The 17152-nt window shown below is 39.9% G+C and carries 16 protein-coding genes; 7 read left to right on the forward strand and 9 right to left on the reverse strand.

Annotation, left to right across the window (positions count from 1 at the left end; genetic code table 11):
* Positions 1-14: 14 nt before the first annotated feature.
* From nagA to agaR, 8 genes are all read right to left on the reverse strand, one after another.
* A complete protein-coding gene (gene nagA, locus PMI_RS10515; protein ID WP_004248614.1) occupies positions 15-1184 on the reverse strand; it encodes an N-acetylglucosamine-6-phosphate deacetylase in 1170 nt (389 codons plus the stop codon).
* Positions 1181-1615: a PTS galactosamine/N-acetylgalactosamine transporter subunit IIA gene (agaF, locus tag PMI_RS10520; protein WP_004244205.1), complete on the reverse strand. Its 435-nt coding sequence runs from the start codon at positions 1613-1615 to the stop codon at positions 1181-1183. Before agaF ends, nagA begins: the two co-directional genes overlap by 4 nt.
* 99 nt (positions 1616-1714) lie before the next feature.
* A complete protein-coding gene (locus PMI_RS10525; RefSeq protein WP_004244207.1) occupies positions 1715-2605 on the reverse strand; it encodes a PTS system mannose/fructose/sorbose family transporter subunit IID in 891 nt (296 codons plus the stop codon).
* Positions 2595-3362: a PTS N-acetylgalactosamine transporter subunit IIC gene (agaW, locus tag PMI_RS10530; RefSeq protein ID WP_004244210.1), complete on the reverse strand. Its 768-nt coding sequence runs from the start codon at positions 3360-3362 to the stop codon at positions 2595-2597. The genes PMI_RS10525 and agaW overlap by 11 nt, the downstream gene beginning before the upstream one ends.
* 49 nt (positions 3363-3411) lie before the next feature.
* Positions 3412-3906, reverse strand: a complete 495-nt coding sequence (gene agaV / locus PMI_RS10535) for a PTS N-acetylgalactosamine transporter subunit IIB (protein WP_004244211.1) — start codon at positions 3904-3906, stop codon at positions 3412-3414.
* 24 nt (positions 3907-3930) lie between these two features.
* The gene (locus tag PMI_RS10540) at positions 3931-5121 is read right to left on the reverse strand and encodes an SIS domain-containing protein (protein WP_004244212.1); all 1191 of its coding nucleotides are present in this window, start codon (positions 5119-5121) and stop codon (positions 3931-3933) included.
* Positions 5122-5133: 12 nt separating this feature from the next.
* Positions 5134-6414, reverse strand: coding sequence for a tagatose-bisphosphate aldolase subunit KbaZ (gene kbaZ, locus PMI_RS10545; RefSeq protein WP_004248615.1), 1281 nt, complete (start codon positions 6412-6414; stop codon positions 5134-5136).
* A gap of 54 nt (positions 6415-6468) precedes the next feature.
* A complete protein-coding gene (gene agaR / locus PMI_RS10550) occupies positions 6469-7248 on the reverse strand; it encodes a transcriptional repressor AgaR (RefSeq protein WP_004244214.1) in 780 nt (259 codons plus the stop codon).
* A 536-nt stretch (positions 7249-7784) separates the two neighbouring features.
* On the opposite strand from agaR, the gene PMI_RS10555 reads away from it, so the two are divergent.
* From PMI_RS10555 to PMI_RS10585, 7 genes are all read left to right on the forward strand, one after another.
* Positions 7785-9020: an anaerobic sulfatase maturase gene (locus tag PMI_RS10555; RefSeq protein ID WP_012368262.1), complete on the forward strand. Its 1236-nt coding sequence runs from the start codon at positions 7785-7787 to the stop codon at positions 9018-9020.
* A 40-nt stretch (positions 9021-9060) separates the two neighbouring features.
* Positions 9061-10671, forward strand: coding sequence for a sulfatase family protein (locus PMI_RS10560; RefSeq protein WP_012368263.1), 1611 nt, complete (start codon positions 9061-9063; stop codon positions 10669-10671).
* A gap of 53 nt (positions 10672-10724) precedes the next feature.
* Entirely contained in the window at positions 10725-12200 is a 1476-nt protein-coding gene (locus PMI_RS10565) for a DUF2264 domain-containing protein (RefSeq protein WP_004244217.1), read from the forward strand.
* 114 nt (positions 12201-12314) lie between these two features.
* The gene (locus PMI_RS10570) at positions 12315-13169 is read left to right on the forward strand and encodes a tagatose bisphosphate family class II aldolase (protein WP_004248618.1); all 855 of its coding nucleotides are present in this window, start codon (positions 12315-12317) and stop codon (positions 13167-13169) included.
* On the forward strand, positions 13166-14137 hold the full coding sequence (locus tag PMI_RS10575; RefSeq protein ID WP_012368264.1) for a sugar kinase: 972 nt from the start codon (positions 13166-13168) through the stop codon (positions 14135-14137). Before PMI_RS10570 ends, PMI_RS10575 begins: the two co-directional genes overlap by 4 nt.
* Positions 14118-14756: a bifunctional 4-hydroxy-2-oxoglutarate aldolase/2-dehydro-3-deoxy-phosphogluconate aldolase gene (locus tag PMI_RS10580; RefSeq protein WP_004244222.1), complete on the forward strand. Its 639-nt coding sequence runs from the start codon at positions 14118-14120 to the stop codon at positions 14754-14756. The genes PMI_RS10575 and PMI_RS10580 overlap by 20 nt, the downstream gene beginning before the upstream one ends.
* A 5-nt stretch (positions 14757-14761) precedes the next feature.
* A complete protein-coding gene (locus PMI_RS10585) occupies positions 14762-15343 on the forward strand; it encodes a DJ-1/PfpI family protein (RefSeq protein ID WP_004244223.1) in 582 nt (193 codons plus the stop codon).
* 88 nt (positions 15344-15431) lie between these two features.
* Here PMI_RS10585 and PMI_RS10590 read toward each other — a convergent pair whose 3' ends face one another.
* The gene (locus PMI_RS10590) at positions 15432-16847 is read right to left on the reverse strand and encodes an NAD(P)/FAD-dependent oxidoreductase (RefSeq protein ID WP_004248621.1); all 1416 of its coding nucleotides are present in this window, start codon (positions 16845-16847) and stop codon (positions 15432-15434) included.
* Positions 16848-17152: the final 305 nt, after the last annotated feature.

Below are 17152 nucleotides of genomic sequence, written 5' to 3' on the forward strand. Positions count from 1 at the left end.
GCATAACGAAAAGGTTATGCATTATCCCCGGATACAGAGTAAATATGATTTCCTCTGATGAATGTATCGGTAAGATGAAAACACTCATCCACCACGGCAAAGCTGGCTTGTTGACCTGCTTTGATATAACCCAATTTATCCCCTATGCCGAGATATTCAGCGGGGATCGCCGATGCCATTTGAACTGCTTCCCACTCAGGAATATGTGCAAGTTGCACCATGTTTCTTAACGCACTATCAAGACTGCAAGTGCTACCAGCTAGCGACCCATCGGCAGTTTTTGCCTGTCCATTGGTGACGGTGACCGTTTGAGCACCTAATGTGTAATCACCATCAGCTAAACCTCCCGCTCGCATACAATCTGTAATTAGGGCAATCTGTTGATATCCTTTCATGCGATATGCCAGTTGCATCATTACAGGGTGAACATGGATACCATCAGCAATAAGTTCAGCTAATACACTGTGATATAACACTGCACCACAACATCCCGGCTCACGATGATGAAGCCCGGTCATGCCGTTATACAGATGCACACCACAATCAGCACCGTGTGAAAAAGCTCGTGAAGCTTGTTCATAAGTTGCTGCTGTATGTGCCACACTTGGTTTAATTCCTCGGCTGACCAACCAATCAATCGCATTCATCGCACCTTCAGCTTCAGGTGCAACAGCAACACGCAATAGCGATCCCCCAGCACTGTCGAGTAATGTTTCTAATTCACAGATGGTCGGCGCTTTGAGATATTTCACAGGGTGTGAACCACGATGGCGTTCTGTAAAATAAGGGCCTTCTAAAAAGCTACCGAGTAACAACGCACCTGTTGCTTGAGGTTTTGATACAAACTCACGGACTTGTAATAGCGCATGACGGATATCCTCCATCGGTGCTGTGACAGTCGTTGCAACCCAAGCCACAACCCCTGTTTTAACCAGCGCATCGGCTATAGTTTGTAGTCCTTGTTGCGTTGCATCCATCACATCAGCCCCTTCACGACCATGAATATGGATATCCACAAAACCGGGTAATAATGATTTTCCTTTTAAGCGAATAACTGGGCAATCTGTTGGTGCTTGTGTGGTGATTGATTCAATATTTTCACCATTAACATGGACATAGCAGAGATAACGGATACCTTCAGGTGTAAAGGTTCTATCTGCTAAAATGGCATATCGCTGATTCATAAGCCGTCTTCTTCTTCAACATCATGACTATCTATTTGTGCCAATTGCTCTCGAATATCTTGAATGCTGTCTTGACCAATTTCGCGTAGCGTTTGCACCAATTCCGTCGTTGAACACCCTTCCCGTTCAAATGCCGCATTTACAATCATGGGTAAATTAACCCCAGCTAACACCTCAACAGAGGGATTTTGCATCATGATTGCCATTGCGCGATTACAGGGGGTACCGCCAGGTAAATCTGTTAAGAAGAGATATTGCTGGCATGACATAGCGTTAATCGCTTCACGCATTTTTTGTTCAAGCTCATCCGGAGAAATTGACTCAATAAAATCAATAAACGCGATATTTTCTTGCTCACCAGCAATCGCCTTTACAGCGGATGCCATACCTGTAGCAAAATTAAGATGTCCTGAGACAATAAGACCTATCATGAGTAACTCCTTGCGAGTAGCAGATAGCTCTACTACCCGTTTGTAGCAAGTTAATAATGTATTTCGATTAACAGTGTCGACAATTAGGGCATCTCTTTTTTATAAGAATCCTAATACATGCCCAATAACGCCAAATGCTAGGGTTGAAAAAATCAATACCGGTGGCTTACCCCAAAAACCGGTACTTTTCACCATTTTGTACATTAAGAAAACTAAGCACAGTGGCAGTAAATTCGGCATAATTTTGTCGAAGAGGGCTGTTTGTAATTCAACGACTTTTCCGCCAAGTTCCAGCGAGGCGGTGGTTTGCACTTTGATAAAGGTCGCCGAGAGCGCACCAATAACAAAGATCCCCATAATATTTGCCGCTTTCGCTAATTTTTCAGTGGCATCGCTCATATTGACCATTGCCGCAGTACCTGCGCGATAGCCCATAAACATCAGTCCGAAATACACTAAAAAATGCACAATTTGATACAAGAAGAAGAAAACGAAAGGTCCTGCAATCGAGCCTTCCATTGCAATAGAAGCACCTAATGCTAAGGTCAAAGGCATTAAGGTCATATGGTCGATAGCATCGCCAATACCCCCAGTCGGCCCCATTCCTGCCACTTTCATCACATTAACAGTCGATGGCTTTTCTTTGTTCTCTTCCATTGCCACCGCCGTTCCTAATAAAAAGGTAAACAGCTTTGGACTGGCATTAAAAAATTGCAGATGGTTTTTCAACGATGTTGCATAATCGCGTTTATTATTGCCGTGAATTTTCTTCAATGCTGGAATAATTGAGAAAGCAAATCCACCACCTTGCATACGTTCAAAGTTGAAGTTACCTTCCATAAATAAGCCACGGAATGCACACTTCCAAAGTATGCCTTTAGTAATAACTTTTCTGACAGCAGTATCTTGATACTCATCAATGCCATCAATCAAAGAACCTGTTTCTGGTTTATCCTGCGTTTTCAATGCGGTGCTGTTATCAGATACCATCTTCGAAATCCTCATTCTGCTGACTTGAATTTTTATTGTTACCACTAAAGAAGAAGTAGAGTGCGGCGGCTGATGCGCCTAAAATAGCGACGGCCATAATTGGGAGTTTGAGATAGGTTGTCATCACGAAACCAATAAAGAACACACCGGCCACTTCTTTTGACCACATAATTTTTAGAAGCATTGCAAAACCAATTGCGGGTACCATTTTCGCCCCAATACCTAATCCTTCTAATAAGACTTTTGGCGTGTTCTCATCAATCCATTGAGCAGCATGTTCACCAAAATAAACAGTAACAAAAGCGACTAAAGCATAAAGGAGTGAACGGACAATAAGTGTAATAATCAGCAAGCGAGAGATCCCCGCACCGTCAGCCTTTTCTGCATATCGATCCGCTTTACCCATGGTAAATGCAGTCATAGCAAAGAAACCAATCACCAACATCTGCATTAAAACAGCAATAGGCATACCTATTCCCATTGCAACTTCCGGTGATTGTTTTGTCATTACCGCAAAAGCAACTGCTGCAATGGTGCCTAATGTCACATCTGGTGGCTGAGCTCCGGCATTAGGTACAAGCCCTAACCATGCAAGTTCTAAGGTAGCACCTGCAATTAATCCTACTTGCATATCTCCCATAATCAGACCGACAACGGGCCCTGTAATTAATGGTCGATGGATATTTAATGCCACGTCGTACTTATCGATACCGCAAAAGAAGGCCCATAAAGCCACTAAAGAAGCTTCAAAAATCATAAATTATCCTCAAACCTGCCTATAGCAGGTTTTCTTGATCAGGAAATAATCAGGCTGATGCGAGTGTTAGTACATCAACAGGAGTTTGATCTGGTGTGTTTTGGACTGTGCAAGTAACCCCTTTTTCGATAAGACGCTTAAAAGCACTAAGATCTTTTTCATCGATAGAGACTGTTTTCGCAATTTGACGTTTACCTTCATGAAAATGCATATTGCCAACATTACAATGAGTAATAGGCACGCCACCTTCAACTAAACGGGCTACATCAGTTGGGTTATTACACAGAACAAAAATTTTCTGACGAGGAGATGCTTTGCTAATAACATCAATAGTTTTTTGAATAGAGAAAAAGCGAACCGCATATTCGCCGCCAGCAGATGCTTTCATTCCCGCCTGCATAAATGCAGCATTGGGACCTTCAGCAGCATCATCATTAGCGACTAAAATTAGGTTTGCTTCCGTATGTTTACCCCATGTAATGCGGATTTGTCCATGAAGTAAACGTTCATCAATGCGGGTCCAGACAATATTAGGTGTGTTCATAACTAGCTCTCTTATTATATTTTATTAATTTAAAGCAGACTGTGTGTCTTCTGTTTTAAGTGAGAACGGATAAATTGTGACGCCTTGTACAACTCGATTGATTTCTCCGGTTGGAGATGGATTATCAGGCGTATTCCCTAGTGCAATAGAACTGTGAAATGCAAATGATTGCGCCAACATCAAATAAGGGAACAATAGCGCCACATCTGAACAGTTCTCTAACGCTGGAATATAAACAAAACTCTCTGGTGAAAAAGTTTTATCATTTCGTGCGGTGATCGCGATCACCTTGCCTGATGCATTATCGTGAATAACCTCTCGTAATAAATCTGTCTCGTATTGACGTGTATAAGGATCATTAGAGAAAAACATCACCACAAGGGTTTCTTTATTTACGATGGATTTAGGCCCGTGTCGAAAGCCTAATGGGGTATCAAAATTGGCTACGACTTTACCCGCCGTCAGCTCTAACATTTTTAATGCGGCTTCTTGTGCTAGCCCTTGTAATCCTCCGCTACCAAGATAAATAACGCGTTTGAATTTTCCTGCGTATTGATGGCGGATAATTTTATTTGCTTTGTCAAATTGCGCTTTGTAATCACTAAAAAACGGCGCAATAGCATCAGTAAATACACTATCGCCTAAAAAGATAGTGACCGCCGCCATCATCATTGAAGAAAAACTTGATGTCATTGCTAATGAGCGATCGTTTGACTCTTCCGGCATTAATAACGCCAATGCCTTATGACTATTTTGGCAATATTGATAAAGCTGGCCCTGAGGGTTACAGGTTAAAACTAAGTGGTAACATTGCGATAAGCACTTCTTTGCAATATCTAACGCAGCCACACTTTCGGGGCTATTCCCTGAACGAGCAAAAGAAATCAGTAATGTAGGGATATCTTCGGCTAAATATTCTTGAGGATCAGCGACTAAATCCGTTGTGGCAATAGCATCAACACGACGTTTTATAGCTCCCGTCAAAATAGGTGCTAACGCTCTACCGGCAAACGCGGATGTTCCAGCTCCCGTAAGAATTATTCTGCTATTTGATGCCTCCAATGCTTTTTCTAAAAAAGACTCAATATCAGCACGTTTTTCTCGAATTGATAGCCATGTTTTTTTCCAGCACTCTGGTTGCTGGTCAATTTCTTTCGCTGTCCAAAATGCGTTTAACTGCTCAAGTTCAGCGGTTTGATAGCTTAAATATTCCATGGTTTCCCTCAATTAATGGACATTGCACGCATCGGCATAAACCGACAACACATCACGAATTTTCGCAATAACAAATGACTCAGGCGTACCCGCAATTTTCCCCTCTCTAAACTGGGTAAATTGATAAGGCAAATATTGGCTAAGTAAGGGAAGTGGAATAGGCTTAACAGATAAATTATCCATTAATGTGTCAATAGCAGTATTAATCTCGGCATCAGGCCAATAATAACGAATACGATCACTAAAACTATAAACACGAGCAAAGGCGAGTTGACGTTCATCACCGTGATAATATTTTTGCCAAAAATTAGGCTCACGGCACATCAATTGTTCCATTTTTTCACGTAATCGAGAGCACTTTTCAAGAGGAAATAATGTTTCTTCAATGGCGCAAAGAGCATATAAACCTTCACGCATAGCAAATGTTAGCGCCGGCCCAACTTTTAAAATAGCAAAGTGATCATGGACGAGTTGCTGATAAGCTTGATTGGTTTGATAATCTGTAGAGTGAGCTTCAAAAACCAGATGAGAATAGTCATTTACTACTTGGCTTAACGCTTGTGCTTTTTCAGATTGATAATCAATAATACCGGTATGATCAAATTCAACCCCAGGCTGTACAACTAAACCTATAACACGAGTCCAACACTCTCCCACACCAGCGTCATAAAATGCTTGGCGATGGCACGCTAATGTTTTACGGGCAGCATCAGGTGAAGTCACCTCAACGGTATCAAGCTCTTCAGCAGCGCCACCAGGAACGGGGACTTCTGTGCCAACAACATAAACAATATCACTAAAACCAAATGTCTTTTTGGCGGTATTTTCTGCAATAACAGCAAGACGAGCTGCACGCGATGCCACGATTTCATCTGTTAAAGGAATAGGATCATCTGCACAAGACATACTGCAATCAAGATGGATTTTTTTAAATCCCGCGGCAACATAATGTGCAATAAGTACATCCGCATTTGCCATCGCTTCTTCAGCATTAAGATGCTGCCAGCGATTAGGCCCTAAATGGTCACCACCAAGGATAAGCTTTTCGACAGGAAAACCGACATTTTCCGCTTTCTCAATAACATATTGGTAGAAATCAGCGGGAGTCATACCTGTATAACCACCAAACTGATCAACCTGATTAGAGGTGGCTTCAATCAGCAGAAAGGAATCATCGTCCAGCGCTTGTAATAAAGCAGCTTCTATTACTAAAGGGTGGGCAGAACAAACAGAATAAATACCATTCTGTTTGCCTGATTTATGTTGCTGAACAATCTTTTCTAAAGGATGCATGTAAATACTAACTCCATAATCAACACCGGCGGTGTTGCTAATGGAGTTAGCAAATTACGCTGTCTTATCGTCCACGATGATAACGTCGATTTTATGATCTTTCAGTTCCTGAACATACTCATCAGGAATACCCGAATCCGTCACTAACACATCAATATCACCAAACTCTCTGATCATATGACAGCTGCGTTTACCGAATTTCGTAGAATCTGCAACCGCAATAATCGTTTCTGAGATATCACACATTAAACGGTTAAGACTGGCTTCCTGTTCATTGTGAGTAGTGATACCAACACGTAAATCAAATCCGTCAACACCAAGAAAAACCTTATCGAAACGGTAATTTCTTAGACTATTTTCAGCTTGTGAGCCAGAAAAAGACAATGCACTTTTTCGCAATACACCACCTGTCATTAAAACTTCAACACCTGTGGTATTTGCTAACTCCATTGCGACATCCAGACCGTTAGTCATGACGACTACATTTTCGCGCGACTTTAAATGTGTCGCGATTTCGCGTGTAGTTGTCCCCGAGTCAAGAATGACGGTGTCTCCATCCTTTATCAGCGTTGCGGCAGCTTTCCCGATTAATGTTTTAATGCCCGCATTTTGTCCACGTTTTTCATGGATACTCAGTTCAGCAATAAAGCCTGTATTAGGAATTGCTGCGCCATGAGAGCGAACGATATAGCCATTTTTCTCAAGAAAACTTAGATCGCTGCGGATAGTGACACTTGAGACTTTAAATAATTCAGCGAGATCTTCGACTCTGGTTTTGCCCTGTTGGTTAACCATATCGAGGATTTCCATACGCCTCTCAACTGCCGCTTTCACTTTCGTCTCCTTACGAAACCAAAAGATTTACTTTCGATTGATTTCGAATGTAGTTTACTACGCCAAATTTAACCGACAACGCAAAAAAACAAAACTTTTGATCTCTTTCACAAAGTTTCGATTTCACTGTCGATTTCTTACGATTATTTTCGTGTCATGTCAATGATAGCCTTGAGGGCATCAGTTTCCAATAAATAAAATGATATAAGGTAATGTCACTCTTATGATTACACCATATATAGCTATATAAAATGCCATGAAATAGAATTAATAGCGAAATATTTCACAAAAATCAGATTAAAAATTCAAAATGATTATTTATTTTCGAAAAATAAAAGAGTCATATCGCTCAAATAATCAAAAGAACACGAAATTATCGCCATGAGAACATCGTTAAATTGAAAATTATTGTGTTATATACTTATCAATAAACTTTCATTTACTTTCGATATTCTATATTTGTGATTTTAATCTCTTTTGTTTTGTAAAAATTTACGTAATGTAACAGGATAAAAAATAAACTCAGGAAATAAATAATGGCATCAAATCAACCTGCTTTATTTCATATGATGGCAAAGCCGACAAGCTACCACTGTAATATTAAATGTGAATATTGCTTTTATCTGGAAAAAGAAAATATTTTTCAAGATGAGACAAAAGAAACAGGCCATACAGTGATGCCTGATGGTGTACTTCGTCGTTATATTAAAGACTATATTCAGTCACACAGTGGCGATCAGGTTGATTTTGCTTGGCAAGGTGGTGAACCAACGCTGGCAGGATTAGCTTTCTTTGAAAAAGTGGTCAAATACCAAAAGCAATTTGCTAACGGCAAGACAATTACCAATAGTGTACAAACCAATGCGATTGCCATTAATCGCCAATGGGCACAATTCTTTGCTGATAACCACTTTCTATTAGGCGTTTCAATTGATGGCATTGAAGCCGTTCACGATAAATATCGTATTTCAGTCAATGGTAGCCCAACATTTGAACGCGTAAAACGCGCCATCAATTTACTAAATGAGTATGGTGTTGAATTTAATACATTAACCGTTGTAAATGATCAAAACTGGAATAAAGGAAAAGAGACTTATCAAGCTTTAAAAAATTTAGGTTCAACTTTTTTTCAATTTATTCCCATAGTCGAAGTGGATAGACGTTTCCCACACACTCATGGCGGACATTATGCTCCCGGTCCTAACGCACAATTAGCGGCTTTCTCTGTTCCCGCTGAAGGTTACGGAAAATTTATGACCGATATATTCAATGAATGGATACGCCAAGGTGATGTAGGAAAAATATACATTCGCTTATTTGATAGCTTATTAGGGACATGGATGGGATATCCTGCATCAACATGTATTCAATCTAAAACTTGTGGTCAAGCATTAATTATTGAAGCCAATGGTGATGTTTACTCTTGTGATCACTATGTTTATCCCGCTAATAATTTAGGCAACATACAACTAACAAGTCTTGCACAGCTCGCAACATCAAAAACACAGCAACGCTTTGGTCAAAATAAATACGATAAACAAACCAACCTTTGCAAACAGTGTGAAGTGCAAAGCTTATGTTATGGCGGTTGTCCTAAACATCGCATTATTGCGATAGAAGGCGAAAAATATCGCCACAATTATCTATGTCACTCTTATAAAAAAATATTTTATCACACGGCAATCGGCATGCAATTAATGCGTCAAGCGATAGCTCGTGGAGGCCTTGCCAGTGATGCACTTGGGGCGATGCAAAAAAACTATCTCAAGTGACTCTTATTTTATTTCATTTTATTTATTTTGGAGACAATCTGTGACCTTACCTTTTGTTAAAAAAAACATACTCGCGGGGATCATTGCCACGTCATGTTTAAGCCTTCCAATATCAGCCCATGCTGGTGGCACACCTGAAAAACCGAATGTACTGTTAATCGTAATGGATGATTTAGGCACAGGACAACTTGATTTTGTACTGGATACCTTAGATGTAGATGCGTTAGCTCAGCGACCAACACCTCCTCGTTATAAAGGTGATATCAATAAAATGATAGAAGCCGCACGTATTGCGATGCCTAATGTCAGTGATATGGCAGAAAACGGTGCAAAAATGACTAATGCATTTGTAGCTCATCCCGTTTGTGGCCCTTCTCGTGCAGGTATCTTTACAGGACGCTCGCCCGCCAGTTTTGGTACTTACAGCAATGATGATGCCATTTTAGGTATACCCCAAGATATCAAATTGTTACCTTCACTTTTCCAAGAAAATGGCTATGCCACTGCCAGCATTGGTAAATGGCATAATGCAAAAGTTATCCGTAAACCGAAAATAAATGAAAATAAACAAACCCGTGATTATCACGACAATATGATCTCAACCCCTGAAGCGGGTTATGCGCCTCATGAGCGGGGCTTTGATTACGCCTTTAGTTATTATGCATCAGGTGTTGCCTTATGGAATTCGCCTGCATTTTGGCGTAATGGTGTCAATGTTCCTGCTCCGGGTTACACCACCCATCTATTAACGGATGAAACACTAAAATTTATTGATGAACATAAAGATAAACCTTTTTTTATCAATCTTTCTTATAGCGTTCCACACATACCGTTAGAGCAAGCATCTCCTGCTAAGTATATGGATAAATTTGATACAGGGAATGTGGAGGCAGATAAATATTTTGCCGCCTTAAATGCAGCAGATGAAGGTATTGGACAAATCATTGCGAAATTAAAAGAAAATGGTGAGCTAGAAAATACATTAATTTTTTTCTTATCTGATAATGGTGCAGTTAATGAATCCCCCATGCCCATGAATGCCATGGATAGAGGCTTTAAGGGCCAGATGTTTAATGGTGGAGTTAGAGTACCTTTTATTGCTTATCAACCCGGAACTATTCCCGCGGGAACAAAAAGCGATGCGATGATCTCCGCACTTGATATTTTGCCAACCGCGTTACAAGTCGCTGATATTCAAATTCCTGATAGCCTGCAAGTAGAAGGTAAAAATATTATGCCATTGCTTAAAGGTGAAACAACGCGTTCGCCTCATGCTTATCTGTATTGGGCAGGCCCCGGCACTAAGCATTATAGTGAAGAAAACCAAGAGTTTTGGCATGGTTATCATCAATGGATCACCTATCAACGTCAAACGCCTCCAGTAAACCCTAACTTAGAGAAACTGTCTAAAGGTGCTTGGGCAGTGCGTGATGGTGAATGGGCGCTCTATTTTTATGATGATGGTAAAAATCAACCACAGCTTTTTAACGATAACACCGATCCTGGCGAATCAATCGATTTGGCAAAACAAAATCCACAAAAAGTGGCTGAACTAAAAAATGCGTATTACCAGTGGATCAAAGATAAACCTAAACCTGTTATTTGGGGGCAAGATCACTATCAAATACTAGTAGATTCAGCCAAACCTTAAACTCAACTTCCGTTTTGTTTCGCAAGGATGCGTCTTTTTTCTGAGATACGAAAATGGTTATTGAAATTGCATCTAAACCACGGCCTAAACTGCCTTATGAGCACCCTGATGTAAAAATTTATCAACGCTTATTTAAAGAAAATATAATCCGGCGATTAGTCAGAAAATCGGCTTATCACCGTCATGATAATGCTATTGCTGATTTTTTTAAGGATGAGACACACTCTCTTTTTTCGCTCTGTGAAAGACTTACTCAGTATATTACAGAAGCTTTTCATCACTATCAGGTTTGGGGTTATTCCCATGCCTATTACCCCGGTAGTCCTGGCCAACAAACCGTCAGAACCGATGCGCTAGAAGGGGTCAGTCGAGTACTTCCTTTACTTGCCGCATGGACAGTAAATAGCAAAAAAAGCACATTACTAGGTTTAAACCAGCAAATTTACCATTTACCCTCAATGATAAAACAAAGCTTTATTCATGGAACAGATCCTCTTCATAAAGGCTATTGGGGAAAACTTGAAAATTACGATCAACGAATTTGTGAGGCATCTGATCTCGCTCTTACTCTTTGGATCAGCCGTGAATGGGTTTGGGATACGTTATCTTCGGAGATCAAACAGCAAATAATTAACTGGTTTGAACAAGTTAATCACTGCGAAATTGTTGATAATAACTGGCATTTTTTCCCACTAACCGTCCAATTTGTTATTAAAGCACTGACAGGTAAAGATACCATTGCCCATTGGCGTTATGAAAGATTAAAAGAATTTTATGTCGGTGATGGATGGTTTCGTGATGGGGCAAAAGGTAATTATGATTACTACAATGCGTGGGGGTTTTATTATTCTCTTTATTGGCTAGCGCAAATTGATCCACAATTTGATCATGATTTTATTACTCAATCCCTGAATAATTTTAATCAACACTACCTTTATTTTATCACCCCAAAAGGTATTCCTTTTTTTGGTCGTAGTGCCTGTTATCGTCTTGCTGTTTCTGCGCCATTACTCGCAGGCGTTGATTTACAATGCCCTTTTGTCAAAGTTGGAGAGGCTAAACGGGCTTTTGAAAGTAGCTTACGTTATTTTATTTCTCAAGGTGCACTCAAAAATGGCGCTCCCACTCAAGGGCTATTTAATCATGATGCTCGTTTAGTTGATAATTACAGTGGTCCAGCAAGCTCTTTTTGGTCATTACGGGCTGTCATTATCGCTCTTTATTGTGCTGATCGTATTAATTTATGGCAAGCACCATCACTTCCTTTACCTATCGAAAAAAATGACTTTCGTTTCGAAATACCCGCTATCCAAGCATCAATTATCGGGGTGAAAGCAACACAAGAAGTCAGTGTTATTTTTCGAGAGGATTATACACAACAACAATCACCTTTAACTCGCCGTTTAGAAAAACAAACGCGAGTACAAAAAATCACAGAAACTGTAATTGGACAATCAAGACGCCCTAAAAACAACCTATTACGCAAAGGAGTCACCAGTTACAGTTCTAAAATGACACATTTCTTCTGACTTACTTTCATTTGCTTTCGGTGCGAAGGGAATAAAAATGTGATTTAGATCTTTTACCTTTCTATTTCTTTCGTTTATTATTAATCGTAATTAAACGAAAGATGAGAGGCAAACATGTATCTGGTTTCTACTCGTAATATGCTCAATAAAGCACAGCATGAAAACTATGCTGTGCCCGCTTTTAACATTCATAACTTGGAAACTATCCAAGTGGTAATGGAAACTGCGGCTGAAATGGCATCACCTGTGATCTTAGCAGGCACACCTAGCACGTTTGCTTATGCTGGTAGTGATTATTTAATTTCGATTTGCCAGCAAGCGGCTGAACAATATCGCATCCCAGTAGCACTACATTTAGATCATCATGAAAATATTCCTGATATTTGCAATAAAGTGATTTCGGGGGTGCGATCAGCCATGATCGATGCTTCTCATTTTCCTTTTGAAGAAAACATTCGCCTGGTTAAAGAGGTCGTCAATTTCTGTCATTATTGGGATTGCACCGTAGAAGCTGAATTAGGTCGTCTTGGTGGGCAAGAAGACGATTTAATCGTTGATGCGAAAGATGCGCTATTTACCGATCCTGATTCAGCAGTACAATTTATCAAAGCCACGGGAATTGACTCATTAGCAGTGGCGATTGGTACAGCACATGGTATGTATAAACATGAACCACATCTTGATTTTGATCGTCTACATGCCATCCGCCAAAAAACAGAGATCCCTTTAGTACTACATGGCGCGTCAGGTATTCCTGATACTGATGTACGTCATTGTATCGACTTAGGTATTTGCAAAGTTAACGTAGCAACCGAACTTAAAATTGCTTTCTCTAACGCAATTAAGCAGTACTTTTTAGATAATCCTGATGCCAGTGATCCTCGCCATTATCTAGTGCCAGGTAAAGCGGCGATGAAAGCGGTGGTTGCAGATAAAATTCGCGTCTGTAAAAGTGATGGGAAACTGTGAAAATAAATAGAACTGTCGCCATTATTGGCGAATGTATGATAGAGCTAAGTGGCCAACCTTTTTTGCCACAACAACAGCGTTTTGGGGGCGATACATTAAATACAGCACTGTATTTAGCGCGCCTCATTCCTACATTACATCCGCAATATATAACAGGTTTAGGCACTGATAATTACAGTGCCTTAATGCAAAAAGCATGGGAAAAAGAGGGGATCAACTGCAAGTCAGTGATCACCATTCCCGAAAAACTTCCCGGTTTATATGCCATTGAAATTGATACTTGTGGTGAGCGTAGCTTCCATTATTGGCGTAGTGATGCCGCTGCACGTTATATTGCAACGGACAACCGTTTTGCAACACATCTAGATACCTTGCCCGACGATAGTGTTATCTATCTTAGTGGTATTTCACTGGCCATTTTAACGCCGAAAGGAAAAGAAGCGTTAATCACGCAATTAATCCGCCTTAAACAGCGAGGGATCACCTTAATTGTCGATTCAAACTATCGGCCTCGTTTATGGGATCTAATACCTCATGCGCAAGAGTGGTTCGAAAAACTATATCGACTCAGTGATATCGCTTTAGTCACCGGAGATGATGAACAAGCTCTCTGGCAACAACCCAGCCTTACTGAGCAAAAAATTGTCGAACGCCTTCATCAATGGGGCAATAAAAACGTCATTGTTAAACTAGGAGCAAAAGGGGCTTTCTGGTCTGATGGTGAAAATACCGGTTATATCTGCCCCAAACCGATACAGCATGTCATAGACACTACGGCAGCCGGGGATTCTTTTAATGCTGGTTTTATTGCTGCATGGCTACAAAACTACCCTTTGCCTACATGTTGTTTATGGGGAAATACATTAGCAGGATTAGTTATCCAACATCATGGCGCCATTATTCCCCATAACATCACTGATTCATTCTATTCACTCATCAAGGATAACCATGAGACAGTCAATTGTTGATACACTTTCAGTACTGAAAGTGATCCCCGTGATCCAAATTAATCGCGCCGAAGATGCAATTTGGCTGGGTGAAATACTAACCCAAAATCAATTACCTATTGCTGAAATTACCTTTCGTACTCCAGCAGCCGCCAAAGCAATAAAGCTGATGAGAGAACACTTTCCTGAGCTTATTCTTTGTGCGGGTACCGTATTAACAGCGCAACAAGCTGATATAGCAAAAGAAGCGGGTGCAAGCTTTGTTATTTCTCCCGGTTATAATCCAAAAACCGTCGATTATTGCCTTCATAATGGCATTGATATTGTGCCTGGAATAAATAACCCAAGCCAAATTGAAGTTGCTCTTGAGCGGGGTTTAACCTTGCTAAAATTTTTCCCAGCAGAAGCTTCTGGTGGAGTAAAAATGCTAAAAGCAATGGCGGCACCTTACTCTCAAGTTCAATTTATGCCTACTGGAGGAATTAGTCTAAACAATGTTAGTGATTACCTCGCTATCGGGCAAGTTATCGCATGTGGTGGCAGTTGGATTGCTACTACTGAGGCAATTGATAATCAAGACAAACAGACTATTGCTCGCAATATTCAAAATATCCATTCATTACTTAAGAATAAAGGATAAACAAAATGAAACAGGTTGCCGTTTTATTGGCTGATGGTTTTGAAGAAGGTGAAGCGGTTGTTTTTATTGATATCATGCGTCGCCTTGATATTCATGTAGATGTACTTTCTTGCATGGATACACTGGTGTTAAACACCTATTTTAACACTAAGATCAGTGCTGATTACCTATTAACCGAAAAATTCACACACAGTTATGACGCAGTAATGATGCCGGGTGGTCCTAAAGGTACAGATCGTCTATGTGCAAATTCACTCGTGATTGATTTTATTAAACGCCATATTGCACAAGACAAATACATTTGTGCTCTATGCTCTTCCGGTGCAAAAGTATTAGCAGCACATCATCTTCTTGAAGGTCGTTATTACAGCACTGGTGATAAACTTGCTGATAAATATGATGATGGTCATTATCTTGACCAAGATGTTGTTGTTGATGGGAAATTTATCAGTGCCAAAGGATTAGGTGTTAGCTTTGAATTTGCCTTTACGGTAGCTAAATATTTGCTCAGTGATAATGTAGAAAAAGTAGATTGGCAAGCTAATCACATTTACTTTAAACATTGGCCGTTGTCTTACCTTGACTAAATATTAAATAACTAAGCCCTCTTTTTAAACCGCCGTTAATAACAGTGCGGTTTATTAGAGGGCTTTCATTTCTTATCAAAAAAAAGAGTTAGAAACGATACAGACTAAATGGTTTGGCATCTAATACAGGTTTTTTGCCTAATAATAAATCTGCTGTAATTTCTGCTGATACAGGGCTTTCTGTCATTCCCCAACCTGTTGCAGTATTAATAACTAGACCTGGATACTCTTTAACATCAGAGATAATTGGGTTTTCATCTGGTGCAATCGCCATCGCACCACTCCACTGATCAATTAACGTTGATTCTTTAAATGCTGGGAACTCTTTTTTCAGTTTTTCCAGTGAGGCATTTAATTCTGGCAGATCAGGCAGAGCGGTCATATCACGATATTTTTCAAATGGCGACTCTTCATTAAGATCCCAATGTGTTGATTGCATAAAGGAATTAATCAACTGCTCATTTAACGAAATATGTACTGGGAAATCAGGTAAAGCCAGCAGAGGTAAATATTTATAGCCGTAAGTAAATGATTCTTTTACTACCGGAGCAACAATGACACGAGGAGAAGTTGCATACGTTCCATCCGCTTGCTCACGGAAGAAAATTCCGCCGGGTAAAGCAACGTTTCCACCTGGCGCATTTGGTGCTGCGCTAATTAATTGCTGTGATTGATAAGCAGGTAATGTTGGTACATCAACATTTAGGTTCTGCATAAATAAACGTGACCAAACACCACCGGCGACAACAACACGAGAGGTTTTAATTGGTCCTTTTTCTGTTACAACATCAGAAATAACACCAGCTTGCGTTTCTAAACCACGGGCTGCACAGTTTGTGAAAATTTTGATACCCATTTTTTTGGCATATTCTGCCATCACAAAAGTCGCAACTTCAGGATCGAAGCTTCCTGAGTCTTCTTCGAAACCAGCAATTTTCCAATCAGTGGTAGCGCCACGTAAACGCTGTTTTAACTCAGCGCCTTCAATCATTTTTGTTCTAAATGGAATGTCTGAGCCAACATCTTTGCTTTTAGCATCAATCCATTTTCTTACGTTTTCTAAATCTTCTTCATCTAAAGGAACTTCTACACGACCTTGTGTACGATAAGTGGTATCAATACCAACTTTAGCGTTCATTTCACGCCAGCGGTGCTTCCCGAGGTGATGTAATAAGAAGGTTTCATCTGGCATTTTATAGCTAATAGCTTGACCATAGAATCGAGATGATTGTTCGCCGGCAATATTTCCTTTTTCAACGATTGTGACAGATAAGCCACGCTCAGCAAGGTTAATCGCGGTCATGATACCTAAAATACCCGCACCAATTACAACAACATCATCTTGTTTCGGTAATGGACCGCCAGTTCCCTCAACAAAACCATGTCTCGGCGTACCAGGAACAAAACGCCCTTCTCGCGTTAACATAGGTGTTAAAATCCCAGCGCCTGCAGCAACAGCAACCACTGTGCCACCAAGAATAAATTTTCTTCTACTTATTGCCATTTCGAAACAATTCCTTTCATGCAGTGAATAATTATCATTATATAATCACGGCATTTTATTCTATTTGTAACGCAATAGTAAACTAGTTGTGATTATTTTTTTGGTGAATAGTATATGAATGAGCTAATATATTCAAAATGTAAGCAATTGATTCAAGGTATTAATATTTAAGGCATTATTGGATTAAAATAATTTTTTTAATAAAAAATTTAATATTTTCATTAGGTTTATATAAATCAAGTTCATAATAACTGATAGAAAAATAACCATTGATACAAAATTTTTCACTAAAAAAGCTATTATCA

It is taken from the genome of Proteus mirabilis HI4320 (assembly GCF_000069965.1).
Classification (GTDB): domain Bacteria; phylum Pseudomonadota; class Gammaproteobacteria; order Enterobacterales; family Enterobacteriaceae; genus Proteus; species Proteus mirabilis.